The 19,738-nt window shown below is 45.4% G+C and carries 16 protein-coding genes and 1 pseudogene; 8 read left to right on the forward strand and 9 right to left on the reverse strand.

The genetic code is table 11. From position 1 onward, the window contains the following. Nucleotides 1-23 precede the first annotated feature (23 nt). Complete coding sequence (locus tag IX91_RS03045; RefSeq protein ID WP_236642844.1) at nt 24-737, forward strand: helix-turn-helix domain-containing protein; 714 nt, start codon at nt 24-26, stop codon at nt 735-737. On the opposite strand, the gene IX91_RS03050 is transcribed toward IX91_RS03045, so the two are convergent. From IX91_RS03050 to IX91_RS03060, 3 genes are all read right to left on the reverse strand, one after another. Continuing rightward, nucleotides 688-1,596, reverse strand: coding sequence for a DMT family transporter (locus tag IX91_RS03050; protein ID WP_004747858.1), 909 nt, complete (start codon nt 1,594-1,596; stop codon nt 688-690). The two genes, IX91_RS03045 and IX91_RS03050, sit on opposite strands and share 50 nt — an antisense overlap. A 199-nt stretch (nt 1,597-1,795) precedes the next feature. Further along, a complete protein-coding gene (locus IX91_RS03055) occupies nt 1,796-2,134 on the reverse strand; it encodes a DUF5329 family protein (protein ID WP_004747862.1) in 339 nt (112 codons plus the stop codon). Nucleotides 2,135-2,193: 59 nt separating this feature from the next. Then, a complete protein-coding gene (locus IX91_RS03060; protein WP_004747865.1) occupies nt 2,194-3,210 on the reverse strand; it encodes an MBL fold metallo-hydrolase in 1,017 nt (338 codons plus the stop codon). A gap of 149 nt (nt 3,211-3,359) precedes the next feature. Between IX91_RS03060 and IX91_RS03065 the strand changes: the two genes are divergently transcribed. Continuing rightward, complete coding sequence (locus tag IX91_RS03065; RefSeq protein ID WP_004747866.1) at nt 3,360-3,971, forward strand: TetR/AcrR family transcriptional regulator; 612 nt, start codon at nt 3,360-3,362, stop codon at nt 3,969-3,971. Nucleotides 3,972-4,034: 63 nt separating this feature from the next. Here IX91_RS03065 and IX91_RS03070 read toward each other — a convergent pair whose 3' ends face one another. The 4 genes from IX91_RS03070 to ebgR all read right to left on the reverse strand — a co-directional run bounded on the left by IX91_RS03070 (nt 4,035) and on the right by ebgR (nt 10,494). Further along, on the reverse strand, nt 4,035-5,462 hold the full coding sequence (locus IX91_RS03070; RefSeq protein ID WP_004747868.1) for an amino acid permease: 1,428 nt from the start codon (nt 5,460-5,462) through the stop codon (nt 4,035-4,037). A gap of 196 nt (nt 5,463-5,658) precedes the next feature. Continuing rightward, nucleotides 5,659-6,111 (reverse strand): beta-galactosidase subunit beta, encoded by a 453-nt coding sequence (locus IX91_RS03075; protein ID WP_004747869.1) that lies wholly within the window; start codon nt 6,109-6,111, stop codon nt 5,659-5,661. A 3-nt stretch (nt 6,112-6,114) separates the two neighbouring features. Next, complete coding sequence (gene ebgA / locus IX91_RS03080; RefSeq protein WP_004747871.1) at nt 6,115-9,204, reverse strand: beta-galactosidase subunit alpha; 3,090 nt, start codon at nt 9,202-9,204, stop codon at nt 6,115-6,117. A 303-nt stretch (nt 9,205-9,507) separates the two neighbouring features. Next, entirely contained in the window at nt 9,508-10,494 is a 987-nt protein-coding gene (gene ebgR / locus IX91_RS03085) for a transcriptional regulator EbgR (RefSeq protein ID WP_004747873.1), read from the reverse strand. A 350-nt stretch (nt 10,495-10,844) separates the two neighbouring features. Here ebgR and galE point away from each other — a divergent pair, with 350 nt between their 5' ends. From galE to galM, 4 genes are all read left to right on the forward strand, one after another. Beyond that, complete coding sequence (galE, locus tag IX91_RS03090) at nt 10,845-11,864, forward strand: UDP-glucose 4-epimerase GalE (RefSeq protein ID WP_004747875.1); 1,020 nt, start codon at nt 10,845-10,847, stop codon at nt 11,862-11,864. 64 nt (nt 11,865-11,928) lie between these two features. Further along, complete coding sequence (locus tag IX91_RS03095; RefSeq protein WP_004747877.1) at nt 11,929-12,981, forward strand: UDP-glucose--hexose-1-phosphate uridylyltransferase; 1,053 nt, start codon at nt 11,929-11,931, stop codon at nt 12,979-12,981. A gap of 165 nt (nt 12,982-13,146) precedes the next feature. Continuing rightward, complete coding sequence (galK, locus tag IX91_RS03100) at nt 13,147-14,301, forward strand: galactokinase (RefSeq protein ID WP_004747878.1); 1,155 nt, start codon at nt 13,147-13,149, stop codon at nt 14,299-14,301. An 8-nt stretch (nt 14,302-14,309) separates the two neighbouring features. Next, a complete protein-coding gene (galM, locus tag IX91_RS03105; RefSeq protein WP_038197869.1) occupies nt 14,310-15,368 on the forward strand; it encodes a galactose-1-epimerase in 1,059 nt (352 codons plus the stop codon). Between the two features lie 50 nt (nt 15,369-15,418). On the opposite strand, the pseudogene IX91_RS26300 reads toward galM, so the two are convergent. Continuing rightward, nucleotides 15,419-15,763: pseudogene (locus tag IX91_RS26300) on the reverse strand (ribosome recycling factor family protein). Between the two features lie 229 nt (nt 15,764-15,992). Between IX91_RS26300 and ahpC the strand changes: the two are divergent. After that, nucleotides 15,993-16,550: an alkyl hydroperoxide reductase subunit C gene (gene ahpC / locus IX91_RS03110; protein WP_004747884.1), complete on the forward strand. Its 558-nt coding sequence runs from the start codon at nt 15,993-15,995 to the stop codon at nt 16,548-16,550. Nucleotides 16,551-16,821: 271 nt separating this feature from the next. After that, a complete protein-coding gene (ahpF, locus tag IX91_RS03115; RefSeq protein ID WP_004747885.1) occupies nt 16,822-18,414 on the forward strand; it encodes an alkyl hydroperoxide reductase subunit F in 1,593 nt (530 codons plus the stop codon). A 262-nt stretch (nt 18,415-18,676) separates the two neighbouring features. On the opposite strand, the gene IX91_RS03120 is transcribed toward ahpF, so the two are convergent. Further along, nucleotides 18,677-19,567: a LysR family transcriptional regulator gene (locus IX91_RS03120; protein ID WP_004747888.1), complete on the reverse strand. Its 891-nt coding sequence runs from the start codon at nt 19,565-19,567 to the stop codon at nt 18,677-18,679. Nucleotides 19,568-19,738: the final 171 nt, after the last annotated feature.

The raw sequence follows: 19,738 nt of genomic DNA on the forward strand, positions 1-19,738 counted from the left end.
TTGTTTAAATTCAGGAAGAAGCTTTGAGTGGTAAGATAACAGTGAGAGCTTATAGCCGCTCATCGAATGGACATAGTCATAGCCATCATCAGGTGCTGCTGCCTTTACGTGGCTATATTGATTTGACGTTAGATGGGCAGGCGGCGACAGTCTCTTATGGCGATTGTGTGGTGATTTTATCCGGTTGCTACCATGAGTTTCGTGCTCGTGAGGACTTTCGCTTTTTGGTTATTGATGTCAACGAGCTACCAAGCCCATTACTAGAACTAGAGCATCCGATTCTGGCACTCGATGAAGCAACGCATCAGTATCTAAGTTTTATTGAGAAGCGGCTTGAGCAAGATATTTCCGGTGAACTAGAAGAGAACATGTTGTCGCTCTTGTTTGAACTATTAGCTCGCCAGTGTTCCAGTAGTAAAATGGATATGAGGATCAAAAACAGTATCCAGTACCTTCATCAAGACATCGCTAAGAATCACTCAATTGACGAGCTCGCTCAGGTTGCCTGCTTAAGTGCGACTCAGTTTAAACACCTATTTAGCAAAGAAGTACAGCTTTCCCCACTTAAGTATCTAGCTAAGTTACGTATGGAAAAAGCGCGTACTTTGCTGATCAATACCGATATGCCGATCAGCCGGATTGCTGAGGAAGTGGGCTTTAGTAACCCATCTTCCTTTACGCGTAGTTTTAGTGGTTATTTTGGTTTGCCACCGAAAGCTTATCGCGCCCACGATTGAGTCTCGGCTGACGACGATACAAAACAATGCAAATGGCGACGATAGCCATTCCTAGCATAGTCAAAGGCGTTAACACTGTACCGAACAGCAGGTGATCAAACAGATAGGTTAGCATTGGGATTGCGTAAAACAGTACGCTGACTTTATCTGAGCTGTCCCGTTTTACCATGTACATCAGCAGTAAGAGTGCCCCGACGGAAACCACCAAACTCATCCACAACACTGAGAAAACAAACTCTGGCTGCCAATCAATATGGCCTTCAGTGCCCATGCTAAGCGCGATAAATACAAGGCTCGATAAAACACATTGATACCACATGGCTTGAAATGAATTCATCGTCACCTTGGTTTGCTTGATAGTGCCTATGGTGAGGGAGAGGAGCGCTAAGACGGAAAACAGAATACCAGCCCATTGAATGCTATCAAGGCTTTGCGCACCAGCAATCGCGATAGCGAGTCCTACGAAACCAACACCCAGTAAGATAAATTTACTCGCACCGATTTTTTGCTTGCCAAGTAAGGGGGTTATCAAAGGTTGGATACCTAAAACCAAGGTTACTAAGCCAGGAGACATGCCTGTTGCTATCGCCAGAATATAGAAAGCCAGATAGAACACCTGTAACAACAAACCGACCGACAAGACGGTTTTCAATTCTTCCTTGCTAGGTTTATGAAATTGAGTATTGAACAGTGATTTAGCAAGCAAACAAATGATGCTAACACTGACAAAAGAGATCAGCGCACGTATTGCCAGAAAGCTCCATTCGGAAGAGAACTGTAATCCAAGTTTTACAATAACCGCACCACTGCTCCACATCACTAGGAATAGGATAGGAGCGAGAGAATCTAATTTAATCATCAGATTTAACCTTATTAATTCAACTGTAGAGAAAGATGCGGTGGCCACCTATATGGGTAGTTACTATAGCTTGGCTAAATCGGAACAAATGATCCCATCGGACGGTTTTCTGTTCCTAGAGGTCGAAGTTGGCGGATGGAGTTGGTGAGAGCAAGGAAAAGAAAAAGCACCGCATGGGTGCTTTTTAGTGCTAATGATATTATTGAGTGGTTTCGCTTTTAGCGAGGTGAAGTAACCATTGCTGACTTGTGATTTGTTGTGTGCCACATTCGACCATATAAGGTTTACCTGTGAACCAGCTTTTGGAGGCAACTTCGTTAATGAAGGTCTCGATATCTTTGACCTCATCTTGGGCATAGTCCCATTTATTTTTAATGTGCTCAGCGGCTTCTGTCGGGGTATAGGCTTTGCCGTTTCGATAAAAAGTACAGGATGATTGCTCAATCTTGCTGATTAAGCTGTCTACATCATTTTGAATGCTGGCTGCTGCAGAAGTTGCCAACATCGCTAACATTATGACTAGATACAACCGTTTCATCACTTCCCCTTAATCTACGTTTGGCAGCGACCAATACCGACCACTCACCCCGCATAGCCTTATAGGTTCCACCAAGGTTTGAGTTCTAGTGGCTCGTTGAGTTCAACACGTTGTCCAAATTCAGGACTGACTATGGTGACACCACGCTCTTCACTAATCTCCATCGCTTGCTGCATTGGTTCGTTCCAATCGTGCATAGCGAGATCAAAGGTGCCGTTGTGAATTGGCATCATCACCTTACCTCTAAGATCAATGTGTGCTTGAACACTTTGCTCAGGGAACATATGGATTTCCGCCCATAAGCTATTGTAAGCTCCGGTTTCTATCATGGTGAAATCAAATGGCCCGTATTTATCACCAATTTCTTTAAATCCTGAGAAGTAGCCAGAGTCACCACTAAAGAAGACTTTATTCTGCTGACCGTTAATCACCCAGCTTCCCCATAGAGTGCCGTCGCGATCAGTTAGTCCACGTCCAGAGAAGTGTTGGGTTGGAGTGAGCACATATTCCACGCCATTGTGTACATGGGACTCCCACCAGTTAAGCTCAACTATCTTCTCTTCAGGAACATTCCATTCTCTCAAGGTTTGACCAATCTTCAGCGGCACAATAAATACCGTGACTTTTTCGGTCAGTGTTTTGATCGACGCTTTGTCGAGATGATCGTAATGGTCATGACTGATCAGAACGGCGTCAATACTTGGTAGCTCTTGTAACGAGATAGGTGGCTGATGGAAACGCTTTGGCCCAGCCCATTGTACGGGTGATGCTCGGTCACTAAACACAGGATCTGTCAGGATGAGCTGCTGATCAATCTTCATCGCGATACTTGAATGGCCTAAGCGGTAGAGAACATCTTGCTGTTCATTGGCAAGTTGCTCTGTCGTCATCGCATGGACGGGTAAATCAAAGCTTGGCGTTGGGTTAAGGCGCTCAGTCGTGAAATAGGCTTTTACGATCTTCAGGATGTCTCCAAAGCCGCTTTTGTATTCAAGCTCAGTGTTGGCAAATTTCTCTGGGTATTGCTTACCCGCTGCTTTATCTGAACTAGAACAAGAGATGATAGAGGTGGTCATAATTATCGCTCCTACAGTAGCTAACAATGTGCGTTTCATAGTGACTATCCCAAAGTAAACTATACGGTGTAGTTTACATGCTTTGCTTTTAAAGTAAACTACTTGGTGTAAAATAGATCTCAGCAGAATGAGGTAGGATCGTTAACTCTATGAAAGTTAGAAAAAAAGGTCGTAGCGAAATCAAACGTGAGGCGATATTGGTTGCGGCAAAGCAGGCTTTTCAGGAATTTGGTGTGCAAAATACCAGTATGGATAAGCTATCTGCGATGGCAGAGGTTTCTAAGCGAACGGTTTACAACCATTTTGAGTCTAAAGAAGCGATCGTCATGGAACTGCTGGCGGAGTTGTGGCGCACTTCAATGGCTGAACATGAAATAGCGGGGCTTGCTGAACTGACTTTAGAGCAGCAGCTTATCGCACTGCTTGAAAGCGAGATTAATGTTGTGACAGAACCTCACTATGTTGATCTAGCCAAAGTGGCTTTAAGCTACTTCTTCCATAAGCCGGATGAGCTTAAAGAGCAAGAAGCGAAGATGGCAAAACAAGAGACCGCGCTGTTTCGTTGGCTAATTGAGCAGAAGGAGCAGCAGACGCTCATTATTGAGGACGTGGTTGTGGCTAGCACCCAGTTGCATAGCTTAGTTAAAGGTAGCGCCTTCTGGCCTCAGGTTCTGGGAATGAAACCTTCGCTGACCAAGCAAGAGGCGAGGGTATTGGCTGAGCAGAGCACTCGTTTGTTTATGAGTCAGTACCGCGCTTAGCGTCAGATTAAAAAGCCCTTACCATCAAGGTAAGGGCTATAGTTTTACCGTGTTCAACAGACCCTAGGCTTGTTTAGCTGTCTGTAACTTTACCTCTTTGCTCGCCTGTTTTTTCTCGAAGCGAGAGATCCACCACCATGCAAGGCCAGAGAATACTGCGGTCATAAAGACGTTGATGAAGAAGGCACGTACTAAATCAACGCCAGCTGGGAAGGCAGATGCGGTCATACTTACCACAAAGATAGTGATCAATACCGATACCACACCCATACCAAACTTACGTGAGCCCATGCGGAAATCACGTGGCGTATCATCATGTTTTAGACGGAAGATGAAGTAAGCAGCCATGATAAAGATTGGTGGTAGCATCGCAGTACCAGCGGTTAAGTTGATTGCTTGGTTCATCATGTCTTGCACGGATTCTGAACCAAAGCCATTCACCACCAACATCACGACGACGAAGGCAAACTGCCACCAAGCTGCGCGAACTGGTACACCGTGCTCATTAAGCTCAGTGGTTTTCTCACCGTAGACGCCTTTTGGAATCTCTGAGAAGTGGATTTTCACTGGAGCCGCTGTCCACATCATCATAGAGCCAAACATCGCGATAAAGAGAATAACCCCAACAAAGCGACCAACTACTAAGGTAGAAACCTCGAAGTATTGAGCCATACCAGTAAAGATTTCAACCATACCACCTGCGTAAGTGAGATCTTCGCGAGGGACAAAAACGTTAACCAGTAGTGAGCCAAGCGCATACATAGCACCGATCAGAACACCTGCCATGATGATCACCTTGATAAAGGCTTTCTGACCACCTTTGACATCTTTTAGGTAAGCGGCTGCGGTTTCTGCACCACCGGCTGCTTGGAAGATCCAACACATAATGCCCAGAGTTGCCCAGTTAATTGTTGGGCTCATCGCTTCTAAGGTAATCGGTTCAGCTGGTGTGTACTCACCGCCGCCTAATGCCATTAACGCGCCAAGGACGTAAATAGCGAACAGAGCAAAGACGCCGTATGCCACAATCTCTGAAATCTTACCCAGCCAGCTCGCACCTTTAGTCGAGATATGAGTCGCCGCAGCAAAGAGAACAATCGAAATAATCGATGTCACCATAGGTGAGAAGGTGTACTCATAGCCAAGCATTGCGTATGAGGCGTAGGCAATAACATTTGGTAGTAGAGAGACAAACCAGAACAGGTTTACAAACCAGTATAAGAAAGAGCCTAAGTATGCGGCTTTAGTGCCTAACGGTTTTTTCAGCCAGTCGTACATACCGGATTCAGAGTTCTTATTGGCAGAAACAAATTCGGCAATAATGAACACAAAAGGAATGAAATAAACGATGGTTGCGAGTAAGAAAATAGGCGCTGAACTTAAGCCTAATTCAATGTTGTTGTTTACGATGTTACGGACGTTAAATACCGCCGCAAAGGTCATCGACAGCAGGGCAAACTTGCCAATGGTGCCACGCATAGATTCAGACATAGAGTCCTCCGATGAATCACGTCAATTCCTTTGGTACTAAAAGTTACACTTGCTATTGAGCGTTCTGTCATCCTGCGCGAATAGTAGGCTATGCCGCGTTAGAGTCCAGCGCTGTAACTGGCTTTTGTGACTTTAGTACCTCAGGGGTTGTAGTCGTTATTGTTTGGGTCAGTTGTGCTGACCCTGTAAGTTGTATTTATTTATTCAGGAAATAGCCGTCTTCGATGGTCACTTTAAGCACCACTTTGCGAACTCGGTTATCTCCGTGGAAACGATAGGCATTGTTGTTGTCGAAAATGGCAACTTGGCCTTCTGTGAGTTCACGTGTCTCACCTTGACCAGAGAAGTATTCTCGATCCGTTTCATCACGGTACTTATCGGCGAGCTCAAGCTGAGATTTTTCAGCGAATTCGACGCTTTCTCTTCCTTCTAGGTAGTAATGAACATCGAAATAGCGTCGGTTACCTTCAAAGGTGTCGGTATGACGAGCAACACCATCTTCAATCATGTAAACCAATGAATCTCCAATTGAATGCATGACGCCATCTTTGATATTGGCTATGTTTTCAATCGCTTCTATACAGCGGTTCCACTTGCGGCCATCGCGGTAAACGACTTTGAATTGCGCTAAGCTCTCTAACACGATCATGGGTTATGCCTCATTTGCTGTAGTTGAAGTAAAGAAACCTTGTTCAAAGCGGTGCTGCGCCATTGTCTGTGCACTGCAATCCCCCGTTTGTAGCGGAACGAGTGTCAGCCCGTAGCGGAACTCATCCATAGTCACTCGGTAAGAGTCGAGCACTTCACTACCCCAAGAGTTTGAGCCAAGCCCCATCAATTTATGGTCTAAGTTGAGGGTGATATAACCGCTCTTTTCTAGCTCAATCGTGTGCTGTGCTTGATGTAGGTTTTGATTGGTGTAGAACCAAGCGCTGAAGTTGATCTCTTGCTGAGGTTTCACTAACAAACCGGTACCATTACGGTTAGTCAGTGCCGCCCAACGAACGTGTTGGCGGTTGCCGTTGTTCTGTGGGAACGGGTAGTTCTCGAACATGTCGGCAACTGTGCTGTGGTAAATATCAATCAGGTTTGCCTGCTTGCTATCCTGATAGTTTTCTTCAGGGCCACGACCGTAGTATTTCACTTGGTCAAACTCACCATTGATACCAAGATCTAGGCCGATAACTGGAATGACATGAGGGTAGTCGCCGTAACGTTCACCGCTCAGTTCTAGGTTTAATTGGCCGTCAGCACTCACTTGGTAGCGGTATTCGCAGCGCATACCAAAATCAAACACGGGCGGCGCAATGATGCTGGTGGCGGTGATCTCTACTTTGCCATCAAGATGCTCAAGGTGAAGGGTGCGGAAATGCTCTTGCATGATTTGCAGGTGAGCGGGTTCCCACAGACCTTCGTGCTCTTGTTTATGGTTATCGATCATCGGCTTAAAGAAATTCAGTTTAGGTTCTGATTGAATCAGCTCTTCGCCATTGACAATCCAAGAGGTCAGCTTGCCATTCACTTTTGAGAAGTTAAGCGCAAAGTTGTTGCCTGAGATCAGGTAGTTAAGGCGGCTTTCTTCAACGTTAAGTGGTGTCGCATTTTGATTGATGAAGCTTGGTTCTATCGCTGTGCTTTCTTTGAGCTGGTATTGGTAAATAGCTATCTCATGGTTTGCGGCACTGTATAGGGTGCGCGTATCTTTGCGTACCGTGAAGTTAATGAAGGCTTCACGCTCATCAAGTGCAGGGATGGCGATATTAATTTCACGCGCTGAGTTTGCGCTAAGCTGTTCCACTTTGAACTGAACGCTGCGCAGTGTTTCACCTTCAGCGCGAATATCGGCGGTGATGGTGTAATCATTGAGGTCGCTAAACCAAAGTTTGTTTTCAACAATGAACTTGCCTGCTTGCTCATCTACAGCGCGGATTTTCACTGGCGCAATCACTTGCTTGTACTCTTTAAGCCCCGGACCAGGTATTTGATCTGGATAAATCAAACCATCCATACAGAAGTTGTAATTGTTCGGGTAGTCACCGTAATCACCGCCGTATTTGTAGAAGGACTGGCCTTTTTCATCACGAGCTAAAATGCCGTGATCACACCATTCCCAAACGTAGTGGCCTTGAATGTGATCATGTTGGTAGAACACATTTTGGTACTCAGTTAAACCGCCAGGGCCATTCCCCATTGCGTGGGCGTATTCACAGATAATGCGTGGCTTCTCGTGAGGAAACTCACCAAAGTAGTTCATCAGTTGAGCGCGGGAATACATGGTTGAAATCACGTCGACCACTTCTGCATCTCGGTCTTCTTCGTAATGTACTAGACGAGTGTCATCAATCGCTTTGGTCGCCTCATACATCGAACGAATATTGCAGCCATAGCCTGACTCATTGCCTAGCGACCACATAATGATCGAAGGGTGGTTTTTTTGGGCATGAACATGTCGCTCTGCTCGATCAACAAATACCGCTTCCCATGCTGCGTCGTTAGTGATTCGGCTGAGATCGCCAACGTTAGCAAAACCGTGGGTTTCTACATCCGTTTCGGCCATGACAAACAGGCCGTAAATATCACACAGTTCGTAGAAGCGTGGGTCGTTCGGGTAGTGAGCAGTACGTACAGAGTTGATATTGTGCTGCTTCATCAAGACTAAGTCTTTTTCTACACGCTCCATTCCAACAGCTCGACCTTTCAGATGATCGTTGTCGTGACGGTTAACGCCATGCAGCATCACATACTGGTTATTGATGTAGAACAGACCATCGCGCACCTTAATGTCACGAAACCCCACTCGTTGCGGAATGACTTCCACGGTTTTACCTAGGTGGTCTTTTAAGGTCAGAATCAGTTGGTAAAGATAAGGATTTTCTGCCGTCCAGTGGATTGGTGCATCCATTTCAATCTCAAAGCGAGCTTGTGTTGAGGTATCGATTGTCAGGTTGCTGCAAGAGCCTTGTGCAACAACCTGACCTTTATCCATCAGCGCATAGTCAAGCGCGTAGCCAGAAGCTTGTAGGGCAGATAAGTTTTCCAGTTCTACTTGGCAAGAAAGGGTTGCTGCGTGGTATTCTTCGTCGAAATCCGTGCGAACGGTGAAGTCCTGTACGTGAATTTGCTCTTTACCGACTAGGTAAACATCACGGAAGATCCCCGCCGTCCACCACATATCTTGGTCTTCGATATAAGTAGAGTCTGCCCACTGCATAACGCGCACTGACAGCAGGTTTTCACCTTGCTGAACGAACTGTGAAATATCAAATTCAGCGGTTAAGCGGCTACCTTTGCTAAAGCCTGCATACTCACCGTTTACATACACTTCGAAGTAGGTTTCTACACCGTCAAATTTAATGATGGTTTGCTTGTTATCCCAGCTTTCACCTAGGGTGAAGGTGCGTTGGTACGCACCGGTTGGGTTATCGGTTGGCACGAACGGCACATCAATTGGGAATGGGAAACCTTCGTCGGTGTACTGAAGGTCGCCGTGGCCTTCCATTTGCCACATGTTCGGAACCGTAATCTGGCCCCATTGGGTCATCTTTTGCGAATAGAACTCTTCAGGAACCAATAGAGGGTTAGTGAAGAAGTTAAAGTTCCATTGACCGCTCAGAAGCATAAAGCGGCTGCTGAGTTCACGTTGGAAGGTTTGAGCTGTTTTCACTGAGTCATAAGAGAAGAAGTAAGCACGTGGTGCCATACGGTTCTCATGCAGATGTAGGAAGTTTTCCCAGTTGTTCACGTTTACTCTCCCTCGGCTAAAACGATCGAATGATCATGCCGACGTTGTAATGAAATAATTGCTCACTGAGCATCTGGGAAAGATATTAGTAAAAGTTTTACTAAAATAAATTTGTGAAAACGTTTTACTTTAACTTGATCACGATTTATTGACTGAATTGTCTGAAAGCTGTGATCTGTTTAAAAGAGTGAATATTGAACAGTAAATGTGTGGAAGCTAACCACTAAACGCTGGGGTAGGGAAAGGGAGATAATAAAAAAGCGCTGAAAATCAGCGCTTTATATGAGTAATTAGCAGTGGGAACTACTTCTTAGTAGTGTCTCGCAGCTTGAGTTTACTTGGGACGTAAACTTGCAAAGGGAGCGCTCGTCCATCGCGCGCTTTTTCGATCAGCAAGTTAACTCCCTGAATTCCCATCATTTCAGAGTGAATTCTTACTGTTGAAAGAGAAGGGAAGGTGAACTTAGCGGTTGGAATATCGTTAACACTAATCAGTGAAATGTCTTGTGGGATATTAAGGCCATGCTCATGAATCGCACGCAATACACCAATCGCAATTGAATCAGATGCAATAAAAAGTGCGTTAGGGTAGTCCGGTTTAGCGAGCATTTCCTTAGCTAAATCATACCCTGACGAACTAGTAAAATCGCCGCGGTAGATATCATCTAGAGAGACAACGCCTTTTAACTGCCCATATTCTGCAAAGGCAATTTCACGAATATCAGCACTATTCGGTTCGTCTTGACCACCGATGAAACCGATACGTTGATAGTCTTGAGCGATGAAAAAATCGGTGATTTCTTTGCTAATGCGCACGAGATCGATGTCTACCGAATCATATTCACAGTTCGCGTCACTGAAATCGACATAACAGATATTGTCGGTGAGTTTTTGAACTTCAGATAAAACATTTGGATGACTGCGGCCAACTAAGAGGACACCAGTGACCTTATTGCCTTCAAGAGAGATTTCATTGTTATAACAGTTAGTTAGTTCGATGCCTAATTTGTCACATTGGGTCTCAATACCATGTCGAATCGATAAATAGTAAGGGTCATTCACTTCTGCTTCTTGCTTGTAGTTATAGACAGCAAGAAAGTGGTGATTGTGCTTTTTCCCCAGTCCAGCACGTTTTGAGCTACTGGTTTTGTATTCTAACTTTTCTGCAATTTCCAGAATGCGGTGCTTGGTTTCTTCTTTCACACTGAGTGTCGGATCATCGTTTAAGACTCGCGAAACCGTCGCTAAAGAAACGCCTGCCTCAGTTGCAATATCTTTTAGTGTTGCCATGTGTTCTTACATCCCTTTTTGAGCGGGCAATCTAACTATTGGTCTCTATTGTAAACAAACACACTGATGAAGCACTAATTTTTAGTAAAAATTGTTGTCAGCTTTGTGCTGAGTGGAAATTTCCAGAGATGGTGGGTTAGAAAACCAATAAATACAGGGGTTAGAGGAGACTTTAGCCGCAGAGTTAAAATCACTTTCTGCCTAATATCTTCCCTCTTCTAATGAGTGATTTTGTGGAAACGTTTACACAATGCGAATTTGATCACGGATCTGTATGCGGTTTGATTGGTAGACTTTTCCAACATCAAGCATTGAGTATTTAGTGCTCAAGATTATCTGGAGAGCAAACAGTGAAAGTTCTAGTCACAGGTGGGATGGGGTACATCGGCAGTCATACCTGCGTTCAAATGATTGAAGCAGGGATGGAGCCAATTATCGTAGACAATCTAGCTAACTCAAAACAACAAGTGTTGAGCCGCGTTGAAGGATTAACGGGTAAAAAGCCAAAGTTTCACATGGGCGATATCCGAGACGAGGCGTTTCTAGACTCTGTGTTTGCGCAGCATGACATCGACGCCGTTATTCATTTTGCCGGACTTAAAGCGGTCGGTGAATCGGTGGCAAAACCTCTTGAGTACTACGATAACAATGTTAACGGTACCTTGGTCTTAGCGCGTTGTATGCGTAAAGCTGGCGTGAAAAGCATTGTGTTCAGCTCTTCAGCTACCGTGTATGGCGACCCGGATATTGTGCCAATTACTGAAGACTCTCCAACAGGGGCTACCACCAACCCCTATGGTCGCAGCAAATATATGGTCGAGCAGTGTTTGAGTGATCTCTTCAATGCAGAGAGTGATTGGAGCATCACGCTACTGCGCTATTTCAATCCGGTGGGGGCTCATCCATCAGGCACCATGGGTGAAGACCCGCAAGGTATTCCAAACAATTTAATGCCTTTCATTGCTCAAGTTGCAGTGGGACGACGCGAATCTTTAGCGGTATTTGGGGATGACTACCCAACACCAGATGGCACTGGGGTGCGTGACTATATTCATGTGATGGACTTGGCCGATGGTCATATTGCAGCGCTAAAATCTGTTGGCGATAAAGCGGGCTTACATGTTTACAACTTAGGTACGGGTAAAGGTTCCAGTGTGCTTGAGATGGTGAATGCATTTGGTGCAGCTTGTGGTGCGCCTATTCCTTACGAAATCTGTCCACGTCGCCTAGGTGATATTGCTGAATGTTGGGCGAGTACAGATAAAGCGCAGCGAGATTTAGCTTGGAAAGCCACTCGCAGTGTCGATGAAATGACAGCCGATACATGGCGCTGGCAATCAGAAAACCCAAACGGCTATTCCCCTGCGTAACAAGGTTGCACTCCAATTTCATTGGCGAATGCACAAAGGTATTTTTAAAAGTTGAGTAAGTAATATGTCGAGTATTGAGTTTAACCCAGTTGATCATCCACACCGCCGCTACAACCCGCTGACAGGGCAGTGGATTTTAGTTTCACCGCATCGCGCTAAACGTCCATGGAGTGGTGCGGATGAAACTCCTGCTACTGCTGATTTGCCAAGCTATGACGGTAAGTGTTTTTTATGCCCAACGAATGAGCGTATTTCTGGTGATGTGAACCCCGATTACCAAGGTACTTATGTATTTAACAATGATTTTGCCGCTCTGATGACTGACTCGCCAGAGGCGCCCGAATCAGAAAATCCATTGTTTAAAACTCAGGGTGTTAGAGGGTTGAGCCGGGTTATCTGTTTCTCCCCAGATCACAGCAAAACTTTACCTGAGCTTGCCGTTGAAAAAATTCGTGGCGTGATCGATACCTGGAACGAACAAATTGAAGAACTAGGTAAAGACTATGTTTGGGTGCAAGCTTTTGAGAACAAGGGTGAAGCCATGGGCTGCTCTCAGCCGCATCCGCATGGTCAGATTTGGGCGAACAGTTTTCTACCCAATGAAATTGAGCGCAAAGAGCAGAATCTAAAAGCTTACTATCAAGAAAAGGGCACCAATTTACTGGTCGATTATGTTCAAGCTGAATTGAAAGATGGCGAGCGTATTGTGGTGGAGACCGAACACTGGGTAGCGCTAGTCCCTTACTGGGCGGCTTGGCCATTTGAGACCATGCTACTGCCGAAAACGCATATTCGCCGTATGAGTGAACTGACAGAAATCCAGCGTGATGATTTGGCTGTGGCAATCAAAAAACTCACCAGTCGTTATGACAACTTATTCCAATGCTCTTTCCCTTACTCAATGGGTTGGCACTACGCACCTTTCTTTGAACAGGGTACGGATATTGAACATTGGCAACTACACGCACTCTTCTATCCGCCACTGCTGCGCAGCGCAACGGTTCGTAAATTTATGGTGGGATATGAAATGCTGGCAGAAAGTCAGCGTGATTTAACCGCAGAGCAAGCCGCGCAGCGTCTGCGTGATTTGAGCGATATTCACTACAAAGAACAGTAGCCTCTGTCATTTTGCCGATAGTGAATAGATAAAAATTTGAGATTCCTGACATCTCGTCCCTCGATTCTGGAATGACAAACTCAATCATTAGAGAAGTAGTCATTCTCGAGAGTGAGGGACGAACGAGTTGGGAATCTAACTAAATATTGAAGCTGAGAATTTACTATGTCTGATCTAATCCAAAACGTAAAAACTTCTTTTCAACAAGCGTTGGGCTATGCACCAAGCCACATTATCCAAGCGCCGGGGCGCGTTAATTTGATCGGTGAGCATACCGACTACAATGATGGTTTTGTTCTGCCATGTGCCATTGATTACCAAACTGTCGTTGCAGCAGCTAAGCGTGACGACAACATAGTCCGTGTCGTCTCGGTTGATTATGGCAATGAGCTTGATGAGTTTGATATCAGCCAAGAGATCATCTTTCAGCAAGATAAAATGTGGTCGAACTACATTCGTGGTGTAGTGAAGTACCTTATCGCACGCGGATACGAGTTTAGTGGCGCGGATATTTCTGTCAGCGGTAACGTTCCTCAAGGCGCAGGGCTTAGCTCATCAGCAGCGCTTGAAGTGGTGATTGGTCAGACATTTAAGGTGCTTTATAACCTAGAAATCTCTCAGGCTGAGATCGCTCTTAATGGTCAGCAAGCTGAGAACGAATTTGTCGGATGTAACTGCGGCATTATGGACCAGATGATTTCTGCTGAAGGTAAAGAGAACCACGCAATGCTGCTTGATTGTCGCAGCCTAGAAACGCAGGCGGTTTCAATGCCTGAAAACATGTCAGTGGTGATCATTAACTCGAACAAAAAACGTGGATTGGTCGATAGCGAATACAACACTCGCCGTGAGCAATGTGAAGAAGCGGCTCGCATCTTTGGCGTAAAAGCATTGCGTGATGTCACTATTGAGCAGTTCAATGATAAGGCGTCTGAATTAGATGAGTTAGTAGCAAAGCGCGCGCGCCATGTGATCAGCGAGAACGACAGAACGGTAGAAGCGGCTGATGCGTTGCGTAATCACGACATGAAGCGCATCGGAGAGCTGATGGCACAATCCCATGCCTCTATGCGTGACGACTTTGAAATCACAGTCAAAGAGATCGACACCTTAGTTGAGATCGTTAAACAAGTGATCGGTGAGCAAGGTGGCGTTCGTATGACAGGAGGCGGTTTTGGTGGTTGTATTGTTGCGGTTATGCCACCTGAACTTGTAGAGCCAGTAAAAGCGGCGGTTGCAGCACAATATCAAGCTGCGATTGGGCTGAAAGAGTCTATCTACGTGTGCCAAGCTAAAAATGGCGCAGGTGTGGTGGAGTAACTTAAATGATGGCTCATCCTCTTTTTGAGAGTATGACTAAGCAGTTTGCCTATGATGGGCAGCCTGCTCAGTTAATCGAATTGACCAATGCTAGAGGGGTTAGCATTGTGTTGATGGACATCGGAGCTACATGGCTCAGTTGTCGTTTACCTTTGGCGTGCGGGGAGCAGCGCGAAGTCTTGCTTGGTGTAGGGGCTATGGCTGACTTTGAGTGCCAACAAAGTTACATGGGGGTAACGGTTGGTCGCTATGCAAACCGCATTGCCAATGGTCTTTTTGATCTCGAAGGTCAGCAAGTTCAATTGGTAACGAATCAAGCAGGCAATTGCTTACATGGTGGCGTCACTGGCTTTGATAAGCTGCGCTGGGACATTGTCGAGCAAAGCGCACAAAGGGTGACTTTTAGTTTCCAATCTCCAGATGGTGACCAAGGCTTCCCCGGTAATCTAAGTGTCTCTGTCACTTATCAGCTCGATAACGACGGCAGCGTCTCGATTGAATACTATGCTCACACCGACAAAGCAACGCCAGTCAATCTGACGAATCATGCCTACTTTAATCTCAATGGCGCGGGCAGCGAGTTAGACGCGCGCCATCATACTTTGAATATTTGTTCTGATTACTATTTGCCAACCAGCGATGTGGGGATTCCAATCGGTGAACTGGAAAGTGTGAGTGGCACTGGATTCGACTTTCGCGTGGCGAAAAGCATCACGCAAGACTTCTTGCAAGACGAACAACAGCAAGCGGCGAAAGGCTATGATCACAGCTATTGGTTTGAGCCAAACCGAGACAGAAATCTACCCGTTGCAAGCCTAGTTAGTGAAGACCGCTTAGTGACTATGCGAGTGTCAACCGATAAGCCCGCAATGCAGCTTTATACTGGTAATTGGTTAGCTGGAACCCCAGCGCGCGATGGGGAAGAATATGCAGACTACGCAGGCGTAGCATTGGAAACCCAATTTTTACCTGATTCGCCTAACCATCCCGAATGGCAGCAACCAAGTTGTATTCTCTACCCAGATCAGGAATACAGGTATAAAACCACCTATCAGTTTGCTTTCTAATTGAGCTTCGAAAGCACCACCTACTAATAACGCCAGTCTGATAACTGGCGTTAAAACCCTTCAAATTCGTCAATCGCGGCTCTTGCTTCAGAAAGAGAACAACCCGACTGAGTAACGAGCTGATTGATTGTGATATTTGGTGACTCAGCAATGATGGCTGATAGATCAACAACGGGAGTGGGCAAAGCTTTCTCTATCGCTTTCACAATCCACAATGTATCTTCCGTAACCAAGTGCTGTTTGAGTTCTCATAGCACTTGTTCCTCTCCGCTAAGCAACCAATGCCGAGAACGTCGGATACGCTTTACTTGGCAGCCATAACTAACAATCGCGCTGATAACCTGCGCTTTATCGTTAACGCGGTGAACAAAACTGTTTAACGGAACGGAAATCATGGTGAGTCAATTAAGGGAATTAATAGATGCCACTTTATCGCAACACACCTCAAATCGCCACGCTCTCTACTTTCCCGAGGAGTTGATAGATTTTCTCTATCTCGATTGATAGTGATTCCCTATCAGAGCAATAGAAACGTTCAAATTTACCTATCAACCTGGTCAGGGCAATATAACTCCATCGACGCAAGGCAGCGTTCAAACACTAGATTAGAAAGAGAGTAAAATCATGATCAACACACAAATCAAACCATTCTCAGCAACAGCATTTAAAAACGGCGAGTTCGTAGATATCACAGAGCAAGACGTGAAAGGCAAATGGGCAGTATTCTTCTTCTACCCAGCTGATTTTACTTTCGTATGTCCAACTGAGCTTGTAGACCTACAAGAGAAGTACGCTGAACTTCAATCACGTGGTGTAGAAGTTTACTCAGTATCAACGGATACTCACTTCTCACACAAAGCGTGGCACGATACTTCTGACAAGATCGGTACTATCGAATACTTCATGGTAGGTGACCAAACTGGCACTATCACTAACAACTTCAACGTGATGCGTGAAGGTCAAGGTCTTGCTGACCGTGCTACTTTCCTAATCGACCCAGAAGGTACTATCCAAGCAATGGAAATCACTGCTGAAGGTATCGGTCGTGACGCAGAAGACTTACTACGTAAAGTTAAAGCAGCACAGTACGTTGCAGCAAACCCAGGTGAAGTTTGCCCAGCGAAATGGAAAGAAGGTGAAGAGACTCTAGCGCCATCTCTAGACCTAGTAGGTAAAATCTAACCTTATTACCAGGTTTGTACAGGTATGCCTTGCTCTGCTCCTATTGAGCTTGGCATACCGCCTTTAATGATAAAGCCATACCCGAATAGGGTGTGGCTTTTTGCGTTTGATTTTTTGCAGAAAAGAATGTTGATGGCGTGGGATTTTCGATAGGTTTTGCCTACCAAACTAATAGAAACGTTCAAATTTACCTATCTACGACCGCAGGGCAATATAGCTCCATCAGCGCAGTAGAGCGCATCTGAATCACAAATGAATAGTAGGTAATATCATGTTAGACCAAGCGATGAAGCAGCAGCTTAAAGCATACCTAGAAAACTTAAAAACAGACGTTCAGCTTGTATTGAGCCTTGATGAAAGCGAAACAGCAAGCAAGCTCCAAGCACTGGCGGATGATATCGCTTCACTGACAGACAAAATCCAAGTAACGCGTGACGACAACGCAAGCTCACGCAAACCAATTATGCAGGTTGTGAACCAAACACAAGGGACAGCGATTGGTTTTGCAGGCTTGCCAATGGGTCACGAGTTTACTTCACTGGTTCTCGCTCTTCTTCACAGCGGCGGCCACCCAATCAAGCTAGAAGCGGAAGTGATTGAGCAGATCAAGCAGCTAGACCAAGCACTAAACGTGGAAATCTTTATTTCACTATCATGCCAAAACTGTCCTGAAGTGGTTCAGGCGTTCAACATGATGTCTGCGATTAACCCACTAATCAACACAACCATGATTGATGGTGCTGCATTCCAAGATGAAGTGAAATCACGCGATATCATGGCGGTGCCTAGTGTCTTCATCAACGGTGAGCTGTTTGGTCAAGGCCGTATGTCATTGGCTGAGATTCTTAACAAAGTTGATTCCGGTGCAGCAGCGAAAAAAGCAGCCAGCCTAAACGAACAAGCACCATTTGATGTTTTGGTTGTTGGCGGTGGTCCTGCGGGTTCTTCAGCAGCAATCTACGCAGCACGTAAAGGCATTCGCACAGGTGTCGTCGCTGAGCGTTTCGGTGGTCAGGCGATGGATACGATGGCGATTGAGAACTTTATCTCAGTCAAAGCGACAACCGGTCCTAAGCTGGTTGCGAGTCTAGAAGAGCACGTTAAAGAATACGGCGTGGAAGTAATGACTGAGCAACGCGCAGCCAACATTATCGATGCAGAGCAGACTGAAGATGGTTACATCCATGTTGAGCTTGAAAGCGGCGCAGTACTAAAAGCTCGCACAGTGATTACCAGTACAGGTGCACGCTGGCGTGAAATGAATGTTCCTGGTGAGCAAGAGTATCGCAACAAAGGGGTTGCTTACTGCCCACACTGTGATGGTCCATTATTTAAAGGCAAGAAAACAGCGGTAATCGGTGGTGGTAATTCAGGTATTGAAGCGGCGATTGACTTAGCCGGTATTGTTGAACATGTTACCGTTCTGGAGTTTGCAGACACCCTACGTGCTGACCAAGTTCTGATCGATAAAGCCAATGCGACACCTAATATTGAAATCATCAAGATGGCGCAAACCACACAAGTGCTAGGCGACGGCAACCGTGTTACTGGTTTGGAATACCAAGACCGCAACACAGGTGAGATTAAGAAAATCGAGTTAGCCGGTATCTTTGTTCAAATTGGCCTAATGCCAAACAGCGAATGGTTGAAAGGTACTAAGGTTGAGCTTTCACCACGCGGTGAAATTGAAATCGATGCGCACGGTGCAACTACGATGAGCGGTGTCTTTGCTGCGGGTGACGTAACCACAGTGCCGTACAAGCAAATCATCATCGCCATGGGTGAGGGTGCTAAAGCAAGCTTAGGCGCGTTCGATTATCTAATTCGCACACCTGCTCCAGCAAAGGTTGCTGAAACGGCGTAAAGAGTTCGATACCAACCCGAACAAATATCTGGTCATCCTTGCTTGCTAAAATCGCTGATAGCATCGTTATAGATTTTGTAGTTAGAACAACTAGCTAGCTGCAATCTATGCCTTGCTCTAAGCGATTTTTTCAGCGCAATTCTCTGACCACCTATTTATCCCGATTGGTATTATCCCTGTCCATATTCATTTGCAAACATTTTGTCGGTAATTTCGACGCCACTTCCAAGCGATTGGAAGTGGCTTTTTTTGTGTGCAGAGACTACTTACCCTCAAACCATTTCTGAGTGAATTCGATAAAAGCGGCAAGCTTGCTGCTGCTGCGCAGTTGCGGTGGGTAGATGAGATAAATATTGCTTCTGGCAATAAAGTAATTCGGCAGTAGCTGTTCTAATTGTCCGCTGTCTAAAGAAGGCTGCACCAAGTAGCTTGGCATTTTTATAACCCCCTTGCCTTGTTGCGCGGCAGTCAGAAGCAGTAAGTTGTCGTTTATCAGCATATCGCCATTCGTTTCGACCTCAATGCTCTTGGTACTATCGACAAACTGCCAGCGACGTAAGTTGGGATCGGACAAACAGTTGTGATGGACCAGTTCGTCTGGGTGACTGGGTACGCCATGTTTTTCAAGGTATTCAGGTGACGCGCAGCAGATGTGTTGATAAGGAATAAGCTTTTTCGCCACCATATTATCTGGAGGGTTGTTGGTGGCTCTTATCGCTAAGTCAAAATGACTTTTGGTTAGGTCTTCACGGTTATAACCAACATCAAGATCAAACTCGATTTCTGGGTATTGTTGCTGAAATTGATGACAAATATCGATCAAGAAACGGTGGCTAAAAATGGTGGGCGCAGTAATTCGAAGTAGGCCACTGACATCGCTTTTGGTGTGGTCGAGCTCTTTTTCTAACTCGACGATCGATGTATTAATAAACTGCATCTTAGCCAGAATTTTTTCTCCCGCTGCAGTTAGGCGCACATTGCGTGTCGAACGAATCAGTAGACTTGTATCTAATTCTTGCTCTAGCTGATTGATTTGTGAAGAAAGGTAGCTGCGTGAAATGCCTAAATTTTCCGCGGCCTTAGAAAAGCTGAGTTGCTTTGCGACTTCACTAAACAACGCATATCGTTCAAAGCGTTTGTGCATCTTCTGCATATCTGACTCACCTGAGTTCTTGAATCTGTCGTTAATTATATCGTTCTATATAGGAAATTAAATCTCTTCTATTGTGCTGTATATCGAATTATCTTTTCTTGTTAGCTAGTTTAATCCCTCGCTTTAGTACCAGTATACTGAGTGCAGAACAGATTAAACTCACTGCAATAT

It is taken from the genome of Vibrio tubiashii ATCC 19109 (genome assembly GCF_000772105.1).
Classification (GTDB): Bacteria; Pseudomonadota; Gammaproteobacteria; order Enterobacterales; family Vibrionaceae; genus Vibrio; species Vibrio tubiashii.